Origin of the sequence: Bacteroides sp. MSK.18.37 (genome assembly GCF_019129155.2) — a bacterium.
Lineage (GTDB): Bacteria > Bacteroidota > Bacteroidia > Bacteroidales > Bacteroidaceae > Bacteroides > Bacteroides ovatus.
Genome location: NZ_JAHOIB020000001.1, coordinates 3,891,473 through 3,906,883 on the forward strand (window position 1 = coordinate 3,891,473; position 15,411 = coordinate 3,906,883).

Annotated in this window: 8 protein-coding genes; all 8 read left to right on the forward strand. The window is 40.0% G+C overall.

Going from position 1 to position 15,411, the window contains the following annotated elements; all coding sequences use genetic code 11:
- Positions 1-106: 106 nt before the first annotated feature.
- The 8 genes from KSX81_RS15110 (at position 107) to KSX81_RS15145 (ending at position 15,327) form a co-directional block, all read left to right on the forward strand.
- Positions 107-4,168, forward strand: coding sequence for a two-component regulator propeller domain-containing protein (locus tag KSX81_RS15110; protein ID WP_217725413.1), 4,062 nt, complete (start codon positions 107-109; stop codon positions 4,166-4,168).
- Between the two features lie 163 nt (positions 4,169-4,331).
- Positions 4,332-5,645 carry a hypothetical protein gene (locus KSX81_RS15115; protein WP_229036790.1) on the forward strand — a complete coding sequence of 438 codons (1,314 nt, stop codon included), beginning with the start codon at positions 4,332-4,334 and terminating at the stop codon, positions 5,643-5,645.
- A 1-nt stretch (position 5,646) separates the two neighbouring features.
- On the forward strand, positions 5,647-6,162 hold the full coding sequence (locus KSX81_RS15120) for a sigma-70 family RNA polymerase sigma factor (protein ID WP_369746308.1): 516 nt from the start codon (positions 5,647-5,649) through the stop codon (positions 6,160-6,162).
- A gap of 134 nt (positions 6,163-6,296) precedes the next feature.
- Positions 6,297-9,533, forward strand: coding sequence for a SusC/RagA family TonB-linked outer membrane protein (locus KSX81_RS15125; RefSeq protein ID WP_217725412.1), 3,237 nt, complete (start codon positions 6,297-6,299; stop codon positions 9,531-9,533).
- 12 nt (positions 9,534-9,545) lie between these two features.
- Complete coding sequence (locus KSX81_RS15130; protein ID WP_004324609.1) at positions 9,546-11,282, forward strand: RagB/SusD family nutrient uptake outer membrane protein; 1,737 nt, start codon at positions 9,546-9,548, stop codon at positions 11,280-11,282.
- A gap of 27 nt (positions 11,283-11,309) precedes the next feature.
- Positions 11,310-12,707, forward strand: a complete 1,398-nt coding sequence (locus KSX81_RS15135; protein WP_115483791.1) for an Ig-like domain-containing protein — start codon at positions 11,310-11,312, stop codon at positions 12,705-12,707.
- Between the two features lie 34 nt (positions 12,708-12,741).
- Positions 12,742-14,031, forward strand: a complete 1,290-nt coding sequence (locus tag KSX81_RS15140; RefSeq protein WP_004305013.1) for an alginate lyase family protein — start codon at positions 12,742-12,744, stop codon at positions 14,029-14,031.
- Between the two features lie 42 nt (positions 14,032-14,073).
- Entirely contained in the window at positions 14,074-15,327 is a 1,254-nt protein-coding gene (locus KSX81_RS15145; RefSeq protein ID WP_004299805.1) for an acetylxylan esterase, read from the forward strand.
- The last annotated feature ends 84 nt before the right edge of the window (positions 15,328-15,411 follow it).

Consider the following 15,411-nt stretch of genomic DNA (forward strand, 5'->3'; position numbering starts at 1 on the left):
AACGTCTATCTCGCTTAATCATTTGTGTTTTTTCGAAAATTATAATGTATACCCTTGTTGTATTGATGTTTAATCTCTATTTTTGTCTGGCAAATTAGGCTGGCTTATGAAAAATACAAAGCGTACAAGCATTATCACACTCGTTCTCCTGCTAAGCATTTTTAAGGTATACTCACAATATATGTTTCGGCATTGGGATGTGGTTGATGGGATGTCGGATAATCAAATACGATATTTTACAATGGCACCGGATGGTCGTATGGTCATTCGAACAGCTTCTATTTTAAACATCTACAATGGTGCTACATTCGAACATTTTTATCACGATAGGCGGAAAATCTATAAATGGGATTTCAACCGGAATCAAATATTTAAAGATTATCACGATGCTTACGGACGGATATGGATGAAATCTCCGGGATATTTGTTATTATTCGATTTGAATACCAATCAGTTTATTTATGATATTGATTCCGAATTACGCCGGATGGGAGTAAGTGGAAAATTGAAGAATTTGTTTATTGATGAGAGCAAGAACTATTGGTTTCTTACCGAAGATAATACATTCTATTTTTTTGATATATCCGCAGGAGAATTACAGATAATCGAAAAGGGGAACAGTGACTTTACATATCGGCACGGTATTCCGTACGAGTTAGCTCAATATAAGAATACTTATTATATCGTATATTCGAGCGGGCTGATTCGTCGTTGGGACAAAACCTTGCGAGATTACACCGGGCAGGATACTTTTTTTGTAGGACGTATCTCTGAAGCTACAGACCGGTTAAAAATACAATCTACCTCCGATGGGAATCTATGGCTGATGTATAATCAGGCTGTTTGCTATCGTGATAAAACTGATAAAGGTTGGCAAGAGATAAGCACCATTAAAGGTATGTCCAACTTCTTTACCTGTATGGATTTGGACAAGCAAGGAAACGCATGGGTCGGTTCTTCGTGGTCTGGATTGCGGAAAATTGAAAACTCTACACATAGAATTGAAACAATGCCCGGATTGAAATTAGGTGACGGCAGTGTGTTAAGTAATGACATACAGTGCATCTTTGCCGATAATAATGACGGAATTTGGGTAGGCACTTTGTGGCAAGGTATCTGTTACTATAATCCGAGTATGTATAAGTTCAAGCTAATTCAGACTGTTCAGAATAAAACAATGATTACCAACGAATCGGTGCGTTGTTTGTTGGAAGACGAAGACGGAACGATACTCATTGGTACTACTGCATACGGATTGATGCGTTACTCTCCTTCTACGGGAGAAGTCAGCAGGGCATTCAAAGATATTCTGTCCGGTGATCTTTGTCTGACTCTTTATAGAGACAGTAAAAAGAGATTGTGGGTTGGAACGTATTTGAATGGATTTTGCTGCATAGATGGAAAAAATGTGAGATATTACAATAAACAATTAGTTAATACAGAGTTATTCCCGGAGCAGAATATCTCCCGAGCAGTTTATGAAGATCCGGATGGGCGTTACTGGGTCAGTGTCAGTAATGAAGGAGTAGGTGAGCTAGACACCTCAACGGGAAAAATACGATTGTTGCGGGATAAACATCCGAAGATTAGCTTTCATAAACGCGATTATGGTTTTTATCCTGTCAGCAATTCTACTTTTGCGGTGTTTGGGGAAAATGGTATTTACTACTATGATACTCATAAAGATAAAATCTTTGTTCCTGAAATAGACGATCCGGATAATCCTAAATTTATGGGGCCTCAGGTAAGCTATAATTGTGTGTACAAAGATAGCCATTCGCTAGAATGGTTTGGGACGGATATTGGAATTCGTGTATGGGACGAACAAAAGAAGAAAGCTCATACGATAACTACAGAGACCGGATTGGCTAACAATTCTATATCGTCAATCATTGAGGATGATAGCGGTATTTATTGGGTATCAACGGTAAGTGGTATCTCACGAATTGAATTAAAAGAGACTTCTGAAGGATATGATTTTCTCATAGTCAACTTCAGTTCAGAAGACGGATTGCAGGGAGGAAAGTTCTATGAGAATTCATCGTTAAAAACCCGTGATGGAGAACTGTATTTTGGCGGTCATCATGGCATTAATTCGTTTCAACCTCAAAAGATTTATTATAATCATGTCCACAATAAACCTATATTCACTGCATTCCGTCTGTTCAATTCTCCTGTTAAGGAACACACAGAATATAAAGGGCGTGTTATTCTTGAATATCCGATAAATAATACTCGTGAGATTCATTTGAAGTATAATGAGAACTTTGTTACTTTCGAATTTGCCGGGCTTAACTATGTGAATACTTTGCAAACCTACTATAGGTATAAACTCGAGAATTTTGATCCGGACTGGAATGAAATAAAGACCAATGGTCTGGGAGTGGCTACCTATACCGGTTTACATCCGGGGAAATATAAATTAGTGGTATACACAGCCAATAATGACAGAAGTTGGGGAGAACAGGCCGCAGAAATGACTATTGTCGTTTCTCCGCCTTTTTGGGCAACTGTTCCTGCTTACATATTTTACATATTGATTGCAGGTGGAGTCATCTATTTGTTTTTAAAAGCTTATAGGAAGAAAAAACTTAAAAAGCAGTTCGAACAAGAGGCATTGAAACGTGAACAGCAGAAAGAAGAGCTTAATCAGATGAAGTTCCGCTTTTTCACCAATATCAGTCACGAATTCCGTACTCCGCTTACTTTGATAATGACGCCTTTAGGTATCCTTATTCAACAAGCGGAGAATCCAATGAAGGACAAATTGAAGTCAATCTATAACCATGCCGGTAATTTGTTGGAGTTGATTAATCAACTGCTTGATTTTCGGAAACTGGAGATGGGAGGTGAAAGTCTGAAATTACATCAGGCTGACATCGTAGAGTTTGTGCGGTACATTGGTTCAGGGTTTAAAGAACTGGCGACAAATCGATCTATAAAGTTTTCGATAGAGAGTGAATGTCCTGGCATGAATATCTGGTTTGATGATACGAAAATGCAACGGATTCTGAATAATATTTATTCCAATGCATTTAAATTCACTCCTGATGGAGGGCTTATCTCAACGATTGTAGCGACGGAGAAAAAAGATGAAAAGATATTCGTAAGAATCGAAATATCCGATACAGGATGTGGAATCAGTGAAAAAGACTTGAATGTGATATTTGACCGCTTTTATCAGTCGGAGCCAATTCCTGGTGTGACAGGTTCCGGTATTGGTTTGCATATGGTCAAAGAATATGTCTCTTTGCATAACGGAAAGATAGAAGTGCATAGCAAAATAGGAGTAGGAACAACATTTTTGATATATATTCCATCCGACTTGAAAGGAGACGACAGTGAATCCAAAGTTCCGGCTATGTCTCCCGATGTGGAAGAAAAGGTGGTATATTCGGACAGGAAAACTATTTTGATAGTGGAAGACAATGTAGAATTCCGTCGTTTTTTGGTGGAACAATTGATAGGTCAATTTAATATTCTGGAGGCTGGAGACGGAGCCGAAGGCGAAGAAGTTGCCATACATAAGTCGCCGGACCTGATAATATCCGATATGATGATGCCGAAAGTGGATGGTCTGGAAATGTGTGTCCGGATTAAAAACAATATTCAGACCTCACATATCCCGATTATCTTGCTCACGGCACGTATTTCAGACGAAGCTCGGATAGAAAGTTATAAAGCTGGTGCTGATTCTTATATATCGAAACCTTTCAATTATGACATATTACTGACGCGTATTAATATGCTTTTAGAACAGCAGGAAAAGCGTAAGGAAATATTTCATAAAGAAATAGAAATCTCTCCTCAGAATATCACTATTACTTCTTTAGATGAAGAATTTGTGGAGAAAGCCTTACGGTTGGTGGAAGAGAATATGGAAAATCCGGAGTTCTCGGTTAATAACTTGTGTGATGACTTGGGGATGAGTCGTAGTCAGCTATACCGTAAATTTGAGTCCATTACAGGATTGACACCGAATGATTTTATTCGTTCTGTCCGATTGAAACGAGCTGCCCAGTTGCTTCGGGGCAGTTCATATAATATTTCGGAGATTTCGGACAGGGTCGGATTCAATTCCATTAAATATTTCAATAAATACTTTAAAGAAGAGTTCGGATTCACTCCGACGCAATATCGTTCGAATGGTAGTGGAGAGACTAAATAAAAAGTCTCTCCATTCCCATTTATATACTGAAAATGCCCTAAAAAGGGTATAATGAGACAAACTAACCTAATAATCGGGACAAATTATCTCAATGGTGTCGATTGGATTCGTCTATTTTTGCAGTGTGATTAAAAATAACTATGAACTGCAAAATGATGGAACCATGAAGAATATTCTATCTAAAAGAACATTTATTGTATTACCACTATTTCTTTTTTCACTTCATCCGCTTTGGGGACAGAAAAGTAACTTTAAAAATGACATTTGTATTCCGGGCAAACTGTATATGCTTTCGGATATAAGGAATGATGTTTTTGTCGAAGCACTAATTAAAAGATGGAGACCTTACAATGACTTTGTGAGATTTTCGGGTGACTGTGTTTATTCGAGAAAACTGAATCGTGTAGCTTCTGTCGATACTCCTGTGGATGGATCGAATATGAAAATCGAATTGGTCAATTCGGATGAGTTTGAAATAATAAAAGAAAAAGCAATTTCTATATGCGTAGGGAAAAAAGGAATAGGAACTCAGGAAGTTACTGTTCAGATACTGGGGGACAGTTTTGTCAACGGAGCTTTTTTCAGGGACGCGTTGCTGTCGAAGAATTATATTCCTGGTATAAAACTGGTCGGACTAAGGAATATAAAGAATGAAGAAGGACAGTATGATGAAGGGCGGGGTGGATGGACAGTGAAGAAATACTTCGAGATTCCTAAAGGAGAGATGACATCATATCATGGATATATGCAACCTGTGGGTGAATATAGATATTGGGGGAGTTGTGAGTTTTGGAAAAACTGTTATAAGGTGATTAATGGTGAACTGACAGATACTGAAATAGTCTATAACTGTGGGAGATACGATCAATGCATAACTAAATTCGATAAGGAGACAGGTTATTTGGCAGCTCCGAAGAAAAACGATTTAATGTATGATAATGCACGTGGAAGCTACATGGTTTATACAGAAAAGAAGTGGAAGAATGTTGAGGTTGATGAGAGAAAATGGGCTTTCAATTATAGAAAATATCTGGATATGTGGAATCTTGATGCACCTAAGTTCTTTGCACAGATGTTGGGGCTCAATGATTATCGCGACAGTTTGACGGCCGATTATCGGGAATGGAATAAAAAGATTGCCGAGATGAAAGAGTCATATTACAAAGCTGTGCCCGATGGTAAATTTATAATTCTGATCCCGTGTACAACCTGTGGTTCGCTCAACAATATCAGAGGAGATTTTACGTTACGGCAGAATGCAGCCATGTGGCAACTGCGAAAAAATATCATTGATACATTTGATGGTAGGGAAAGTGAAGGATACTATGTCGTTGACATAGGCATTACCATTGATAATGAAAAAGGGTACAACCGGAATCGTGACGGAATACAGACCGGAAATCCCCATCCATATCCTAATTATCCGACAATGGGAATTCCTCTTGCTGCCTTTATTCAATATTATAGAGAACTTTAAAATAACAATGATGGCTAATACTTTTGATGATATCATAACTTGCTCTTATAAAGAGTATCACCAGATAATTCTCAATTACATAACCTATCGCATCACTCATCGTTGTGAGGCAGAAGATTTGGCTCAAGATGTATTTGTACGTTTATTGGATTATAAACAAATGCTTCGTCCGGATACTGTAAAGTATTTCTTGTTTACCATTGCCCGTAACATCGTAACCGATTATTTACGCAGATACTACAAAAAACAAGAAGTGAATAATTATATCTATGATATGATCCCTTCTTTTACTAATGAAACAGAAGAGAAGATTATTGCCGATGACTTGTGTAAGACAGAACAACGGATACTTGCTGCCTTTCCTGTACAACGGCGTACGGTGTATGCGTTGAGCCGTTATGAAGAAAAAGATACGGAAGAGATAGCCAATATGTTGAATCTTAGTCAGCGTACGGTAGATTATCATTTATTTTTAGGACGTCGTGACATGCGCCGATATATGAAGAATTGCATTTAATATGAACTGAATCAATAAATAGAAGTGAAGCCTATGAAGAAAAAAAGCAGAAAAAGTAAAATGACGGGATGTCTGCACATCTTGCCGAGTCTTGAGAATAAAAATAATAATGTAAAAACCTCAGATTTAATTTCATGAAACTCCGAAAGAAAATGCTATGTATGGTAAAGCAGGTGAAGAAGATAACAATCTTTGCTTGTTTGGTGTGTGTGGTGTATCCCGTTGCTGGGATACAAGCGGCTGTCGGTGAACAGCAGTCGGTAGCACAAACCCTGAAGAAAATTAAAGGAAAAGTGATTGACGTGTTAGGTGAGCCGCTTATCGGCGTCAATGTGAGTGTAGTCGGACAAACGGGTGGTACGATTACCGACATTGATGGCAACTATTCGCTAGATGTTCCTGCGGGTACTAAATTGAAATTTAGTTATATCGGTTACGAAGACCAAATAATTGATGCAGGTGTAAAAGCGGTACTAAATGTGACAATGAAGGAGAGTACTGAAGTGCTCGAAGAAGTGGTAGTTGTAGGATATGGCGCACAGAAGAAAGAAACACTAACAGGTGCGGTGACCGTAGTTAGTGACAAGATGTTAAAGGATAAGGGAGCTCTCTCTAATCCTGCACAGGCTTTGCAAGGACAAGTGCCGGGAGTCATTATAACCCGTAACTCGGCTGCTCCGGGAGATGAGAGCTGGAATATGAAATTACGCGGTTCATTCTCGAAGAATAATTCAGCTCCGTTGGTGATTATTGATGGTGTGGAGTCTGACGATTTTTCCCAATTAAATCCGGGTGATATAGAGTCCATCAATTTCCTTAAAGACGCTTCTGCAGCTATCTATGGTAGTAAAGCTGCCGGAGGTGTTGTTCTGGTACAGACTAAAAAGGCCAAAGAAGGTAAGGTAAAGGTGGAATATAGTGGTTCGGTAACTGCTAAATTCGTAGGGTTGCAGCCTACACTGATGACATTGGATGAGTGGTGTGATGCTATGGAACAAGCTCGTTTGAATGATAACAAAAAGCTGGCAGACGATCAATGGCTGCAATACGTAGCTTTGGCTCGTCAGAATAAGGGACATTATATTAATGTGGAGCAGTCGGGTAATCCTTTCCCGGATTCTTTCCAAGGTTTATACGACTTCGTCTTTTTTGATACCGATTGGCAAGATATCATGTGGGGGACAGCAGCTTCCACTTCACATGAACTGAGCGTATCGGGTGGTAACGAAAGGTCTGTCTTCCGTCTTTCCGGACGATATATGTATGATGATAGTAATTTGAAATGGGGTAACAATAAGAATCAACGTTATAATTTTCGTTTGAGTAATACATTCCATCTTACAAAGAACTTTGATCTTGAGTCTATCATTTTCTATTATCGTCAGGATCAAGTGTCACCGACGCAAATTGGAGAAGCTTTGACAGCCGGAACGCAACAACCGGGTTTTCCTTCTTCCACGATGGATGGGAAACCTTATGCGTGGGGTAACTGGGCTACGCCCAACTGGCGTTGTGAATTGGGAGGAGACAACAAACTCAACACTTCCGGTATCAATATCAGTGAGACATTTAAATATCGTTTTGACGAGCATTTTGATGCAGTAGCCACTTTGGGGTATAACACCTCTACTGCCATTCGGGACGTGAAAAACCAAACAGTAGATTATTATGACTACACTGGTACAAAACGGGAAACGCGTGTGGAACCCAGGCAAGAGGATACTTATTATATTAAAACAACTGCACGAACCAATCTGTATACGTTAAATTTCTATTTGAACTGGAAGCGGACATTCGGTAGTCATAATCTCGGAATGATGCTTGGTACGCAATATAGCATGAAAGAATATGATTATACTGCAACTAAGGCTTTGAATATTTTACCTTCACTGAATATTATCAACGGAATAGGAGAGATAACATTACGCAACACAAAGAATGAAGGACCTTCCAGATATCAGGAAGCATTGCTTTCTTATTTTGCACGTTTGAACTATAACTATAAATCCAAATACTTGCTTGAAGGAAATTTCCGTTATGACGGTTCTTCTAAATTTCAGCCGGAGAATCGTTGGGCTTTCTTTGGAGGTGTATCCGGAGGATGGCGTATCAGTGAAGAAGAGTTTGTGAAAGGGCTGGGTGTTTTCGATGATTTGAAACTACGTCTTTCTTATGGTACAGTGGGTAATCAGGGAGGTATTGATCGATACGATGGTGTGCAGCTATACGATTTCAAACAGAATGGAGGTGCATTAGTGGGGAGTGGTTTACTTTCCTATGTGGATACAAACGGTAAGCTGTTGAGTACAGACCGTACATGGGAAGTCATCAAGAACTACAATATCGGTTTGGATTTCGGTTTCCTGGATAATCGACTGACAGGTACTGCCGAACTTTTTTGGAAGAAGTGTAACAATATGTTGATTGATGTCACCTATCCTGGAACATTGGGGGATAAAGCTCCTACCGCTAATAGAGGTAGTTTTAAGGCAAACGGTTGGGAAGGCACGATTAACTGGTCGGATAAAATAGGAGAAATTTCCTATCATCTGGGGGGGACTTTCACCTATACCACTAACAAATTGGTAGATAATGGGGGTGACGCTGTGATTAAATCCGGTGTAGTTTCAAATCGTGAAGGCTATCCGTTGAATTCCGTGTTCGGTTTGAAATATTGCGGTAAGATACAAACGCAAGATCAGTTGGATAAATATATTAATCAATATGCCAATGGCGATAACAATATTGCTATGCCTGGTAACTTGCGTTTGGGAGATAATATGTATGAAGATGTCAATAAAGATGGTAAATTGACAGAAGCTGACTATGTATATTTGGGAACTGACGATCCGAAGGTGTCTTTCTCTTTTAATGCCGGATTATCGTGGAAAGGCTTCGATGTCTCGGTTATTTTCCAAGGAGCCGGTAAACGCACAGTATGGCGTGGTGGCGAAAATAATCAAAAGGGAAAGAATGACAATTGGCGGATACCGATGATGTCTTGGTATAATAATTCAACGAATCAGTCGGTTGGTAATGTATGGTCGGCAGAAACGCCGAACGCCCATTATCCCACTTACACACATCAGACACAGATCAATCTGTATAACTATATTTGTTCTTCCTGGTCAGTGGAAGATGGTGCTTATCTTCGTCTGAAGAATGTTACGTTAGGCTACACGTTTCCGGCAAATGTGCTTTCGAAGACTAAATTCATAAGCTATGCCCGTATTTATGTATCGGGAGCTGATTTGTGGGAGAATAGTAAAATCAAGGATGGATGGGATCCGGAAGCGTCGCGCAAAGTAGAGACATTTGGCCGCTATCCTTTTACGAGAAACCTGACGGTAGGATTAAACTTGACCTTTTAAATATTAAATAGTATGAGATTAAATAAAATAAAAAATCTGTTTGTCGTTTTAACCTTGGGACTGTCCACACACTCTTGCCTTGATCTCGAGCCGCAAGAACAGTTGGCGGAAACGAACTACTGGAACACACCGGATGACTATATGCTATTTGCCAATCAATTCTATGGCTGGACACGTCACTTTTCAGGAGCAATGGAATATAAGTCGACAAAACCGGTACATTCTGATTATACTTCAGATCTGTTTACCAATAAAGATGAACGTAATTTATTTAGCAATGGAAGCAATGCTGTACAGCCTGCGGATGCTAACTATACCAGCAATTACTCGCACATCCGCCGTACGAATTTGTTATTGAAAAATGCAGAGTCATATGCCACTCCGAGTGACATAGCCCAGTATGTGGGTGAAGCAAAATTCTTTCGTGCTTATTCTTATTTCGATTTATTGCAACTATATGGCAATGCTATTTTGGTGAAGGAACCTATGGAGGTAACTGATGCGCGAATGTATGTCAAGCAGAATGATCGTAGTGAAGTGGCTGATTTCATCATTAAAGATTTGAAAGAAGCCGTTCCTCTGTTACCGAAGTTCTCCGAAATACAAGAGTATGGGCGCATAAGTCGGGAAGGATGTCAGGCATTCTTGTCACGAGTGGCGTTGTACGAAGGTACCTGGCAAAAAAGTCGTGGTAACGTAGAACGTGGAAAAGAACTGCTGGATATTGCGGCGAAAGCTGCCAAAGACGTGATCGATAGCAAAACATTCAGTTTGTTCAAACCGGAAGCATTGGGTGACAGTGCACAGAAATATATGTTCATCTTGGAGGATGCGAAGTCTAATCCTGCCGGATTACAGAAAAGTGCTAATAAAGAATATATATTTGCTCGGCGCTTTGATGAAATATTGGCACCTATCAACTGGAATATTACACAAAGTTCATTATATAATGCAATATGGATTAGTCGTAAATTCGCCAATATGTATCTTTGTCAAAATGGACTTCCCATCACTTATGGAGGAAAAACAAACCCTCAATTCAAAGGGTATATGAAAATAGATGATGAATTTCAGGATCGTGACAATCGTATGCGTTATACAATGATGCGTCCTCACGATAACTTTTGGAACAATCAGAAACCACGTACTTCTTGGGATGGAAAGGATAAGAACCCATATATATCTAATTTTGTGCCGAAGACGGGGACCGGATATCACAATCAGAAATGGGCAACAGAGCGTAAGGTGGAAGATAAAAAAGAAGGTTATGATTTTCCTATAATCCGTTATGCTGAAGTTTTGTTGAATTATGCAGAGGCAGTGTATGAACGGGACGACAAGATCTCGAATACTGACCTGAATATTTCCTTGAATTTGGTGCGTCTCCGTGTTAATCCGGCTATGACTCCATTGACTAATGAACTGATTACCCAAAATGCGGGTATGGATATGCGGACAGAAATCCGCCGTGAGCGTACCATTGAACTATTCAATGAAGGCTTCCGCTTAGATGACCTGAAACGTTGGAAGACAGCAGAAACAGAAATGCCGATGGATATTGTAGGAATTCAGTGGAAAGGTACGGAGTATGAAAAAGTGTGGGCGAATTGTCCTTATGAGACCAATGCTGAAGGTTGTATCATTATTGAAAAGGGGCGTAAATGGGAAGAAAAGAACTATCTGTTCCCGTTGCCGAGTGACCAGTTGCAGTTGAATCCTAATTTGCAACAGAATCCCGGATGGGAATAATAATAAAAACAAATAATTGTAAGTGACATGAAAAACAGATATTCATTGTTTAAGAAAGGATATTGGGAGGCTGGTGTATTACTTGGCTTATGTCTGTTAATAGCTTCCTGCGGAGAGAAGGAATTTACTACTGACATGCCCGAGAACAAGTTGATTACAGCTATTTCATTGGAAGTGAGTAGTGAACTGCCTGTGCAGTTGGGAACAGATACAACTATTGTCTATCATATTACTCCCGAAAATGCGGATCATACAGAGTTGAAGTGGACGACTACTAACGAATTGGTAGCTACAGTATCACAAGATGGAACGATTTCTGCTAAATCGTTGGGAAAAACGATGATTACCGTAACTCCATCGGTAGGATTTGGAACAGCATCCACTGTACGGACTATCGAGGTAACAGTGATTCCGGAAGTAATCAAGACTACCGGGATTCAGTTTACAAACATTGAGGAAGGAGTTTACGAAACTGATAAATTACAGTTGAAATATGATATATTGCCTGCTGACCATACTTATTCTTATTTGACTTGGGCAAGTAGCAATGAAAATATTGCGACGGTAGATAAGAATGGAGTAGTGACGGGGATAAAAGCCGGAGATGTGACTATCTATGCATATACGCACGATGGCAGTAATGTAAGAGGAGAATGTTCATTGAAAGTGATGAAATATGAACCTGCGACGAATGTTGAGATTGTTCCTCATACGGATGTTCTCTACTGGAAACAGCAACTTGATTTAGACTTTACGCTAACACCGGAAGTAGCTACTGTAAATTCTGTGGAATGGACATCAAGCGATGAGAAGGTATTGACTGTGGAAGGAGGAAAAGTGAAAGCCATGGGCTTCGGAGCAGCCACTGTTACTGCCACTTGTATAGAGACTGGCAATAAATCGACTATCGACTTGACTGTAGCCTCAGGTTTTTATGTATGGGATGCCACAACAGACTTTGAGGGATGGGCTATCAATAGTAATATTGGCTCTATGGAGCGTAAAGACGGAAAACTGGTTATGACCGTGACTGCTGATAATAATAAGCGCGTGTATATGCAAAGAGTCTATAGTACGGTAGCTAATCAGATGGATATGAATTTTAAAGATTATCCGGTGATTGCCATGAAATGCACAGATATACCATCGGGTGCACAATATACTCTTAATCTTGCTAACTTGGGAAATACCGTAAATATCGCACCGGCTATGAAAGTTGAGAAATTGTCAGATGGTACACAACTGGTTTATTATGACGCATCTTCCTTAGCACAGTTTACCAATACAGAAGGGGTTGTTCCGATTAGAGCCTTTATGTTCAAGATATTAAAAGTCGATATTCCTTCATTCTCGGCAGACTGGATACGTACATTTAAGAGTGTAGAAGAAATGATGACGTTTTCAGAGGTTGAGGCTGGGAAATAATATGGACTTATATTCACCTTATAGTTAAATGATTATGAAGATAGATTATATAAAGAATCAGATAAAGGTAGCAGGCATGGTGATTGCCTGCACCTCACTATGCTCATGTAACAGTGAAATAGAAGATGGGACGACCGATATAGATAGTTGGCCGTTGCCTCGCATAGAAGTGACCTACCCTACGGAATTTGAACACCCGGGAGTTGTTTTTACTGTAGAAGACATCGAGCGTTTTCGTAAGATTGCTACCCAACAGATACAACCACAATATGCGGGTTATGAATTATTGAGCGCGGATAAACTCTCTCAAAGTACATATATAATGAATGGTCCTTATGATGAAATTTATGCCGGTGAAGATGCTTCTCATCCGAACATCATGAATCAATTTGGAAACGATTTTGCGGCTGCTTGTCAGAATGCCATTATGTTTGCTGCTACACAACAAAAAGGCTATGCTGATAAGTCAATGGAGATAATACGTGGCTATTCCGCCAGCCTTAAAAAGCCTGTCTATAGTGCGAGACAAGCCGGTTTGGATCATGTATTGATGGTGGGTAACTTATGCATAAAACTAGTTTATGCTGTTGAACTTATGCGATATCTTGATGGTTCCGGGATGACGAATGAGGACTTTCAGGGAGCATGTGATATGTTTAAGCGGTGTTTTATTCCCGTATTAGATGATTTCTTCTCTATCACAGAGCCTAAGAATAAGGCAGTCGGTAACTTTGGCGCATCTGCCATTAACTGTTACATGGCCATGGCGATTGTATTGGATGATATGGAAATGTATAAGAAAGCTATAGATATTTATCTTTACGGATATGAAAATGGTTCTATACGTTATTATATAGATGGAGAAACTGGACAATGTCAGGAAAGTGGTCGTGACCAAACACATGCACAGTTGGGATTAGGTATGATGTCCATGCTTTGTGAGACGGCCTGGAAACAAGGTACTGATCTCTACGGTGTGTTAGACAACCGCTTGCTGAAAGGCTATGAATATACAGCTAAATATAATTTAGGGTATGATGTGCCATTCAAGTATATGCCGGAACTCACCGGGAAGTATAATTGGTATGAAATAGACGAAGTAGACAAGAAAGAGGTAGCCAGTGGTCAGAGACCTGAATCAAGACGTGGTAAATTTGCTCCTGTCTATGAGCGGGTGTACAATCATTATGCGACACGTTTAGGATTGGGAATGCCTTATGTGAAAGAAGTCTTAGAAACAAAGGTTCGTCCTGAAAACGCCGGTACTGATATTGCTCATTTGGGGTATGGGACTTTTCTGTATTGTAGCGAAGGTTTTGAATAGTAGTTTATGAAAAGACTGTTTTTTATATTCATTTCTTTCTGCATGGCGGCGGCTCTGTCCGCCCAATTGCAGGAAAGAATGGTTAAAGTGAATGTTGTACCTGATCATGTCGATTGGAAGTACGAACTGGGTGAGAAGGTGAAATTCAACGTTGTGGTGACAAAGAATCGTGTACCTCAAGAAAATGTGACTGTATGGTATGAAGTTGCTCAGGATATGATGCATCCATTACTCAAAGATACCATTGTCTTGGAAAATGGTGTGCTGACATTGGATGCCGGAACCATGAAAACTCCTGGCTTTTTGCGTTGTCGTGTCTGGACAAAATATGACGGTAGAACTGTTGAAGGACGGGCTACGGCTGCCTTTGAACCTGAGAAGATAAAACCGACAGCTGTTTTGCCAAACGATTTCAATACTTTCTGGGAAAGTGCCAAACAGGAGAATGTTCGAATTCCTATGAATGTGAAATTGCGTTTACTGCCCGAACGTTGTACCGAGAAGGTGAATGTTTATGAATGGAATGTACAGAACTACCGTTTGAACAGCCGGGTATATGGTATTCTTTGTGTGCCGGTAAAGCCCGGAAAGTATCCTGCTTTATTGCGGGTACCGGGAGCGGGAGTACGGGGATATGCCGGTGCGATTGTAGAAGCGGAAAAAGGTATGATTACGTTGGAGATTGGCATCCATGGTATTCCGGTAACATTAGAACCGTCCGTTTATGCTAGTTTGAGCCAGGGAGGACTTTATCGATATCAATATCAGAATTGGGACAATCGTGATGAAGTTTATTATAAACGCGTCTATATGGGATGTGTACGTGCGGTAGATTATCTTTGTTCTATGAAAGAATTTGATGGCAGCAACCTCTTGGTGCAGGGAGGTAGTCAGGGAGGTGCGTTGGCCATCGTCACGGCGGTTCTTAATCCGCGTGTGACAGGAGTCGTTAGCTTCTTTCCGGCACTTAGCGATTTGAGCGGCTATGAGAAAGGACGGGCAGGTGGATGGCCGCATTTATTCAGAGATTCCACCGATGCTGTCGAAATCAGAAAGAAGAAATTGGAAGTATCTTCTTATTATGATGTGGCTAATTTCGCAAAGCAGCTGAAAGTCCCGGTCTTCTTCTATTTAGGATATAACGACATGGTATGTCCTCCTACTTCCACATTTTCTGTATATAACGTAATTACTTCCCCTAAAGAGATTGTGATAATGGAGGAAGCCGAGCACTATGCTTATCCGGAACATTGGTCACAGGCTTTGCAATGGATTTATTCTAAACAGGGAATGTGAGAGGGGCTCTTATGATTCGTATGTTACTACTCATATAAGATTTGTACCTGTTTTATTGTCATACTGTCAGGGATACACTCAAGT

Bases quoted from the DNA above. Each gene is read 5' to 3' on its own strand.
- KSX81_RS15110 (WP_217725413.1), top strand. From the start codon at position 107: ATGAAAAATACAAAGCGTACAAGCATTATCACACTCGTTCTCCTGCTA.
- KSX81_RS15115 (WP_229036790.1), top strand. From the start codon at position 4,332: ATGAAGAATATTCTATCTAAAAGAACATTTATTGTATTACCACTATTT.
- KSX81_RS15125 (WP_217725412.1), top strand. From the start codon at position 6,297: ATGAAACTCCGAAAGAAAATGCTATGTATGGTAAAGCAGGTGAAGAAG.
- KSX81_RS15130 (WP_004324609.1), top strand. From the start codon at position 9,546: ATGAGATTAAATAAAATAAAAAATCTGTTTGTCGTTTTAACCTTGGGA.
- KSX81_RS15135 (WP_115483791.1), top strand. From the start codon at position 11,310: ATGAAAAACAGATATTCATTGTTTAAGAAAGGATATTGGGAGGCTGGT.
- KSX81_RS15140 (WP_004305013.1), top strand. From the start codon at position 12,742: ATGAAGATAGATTATATAAAGAATCAGATAAAGGTAGCAGGCATGGTG.
- KSX81_RS15145 (WP_004299805.1), top strand. From the start codon at position 14,074: ATGGCGGCGGCTCTGTCCGCCCAATTGCAGGAAAGAATGGTTAAAGTG.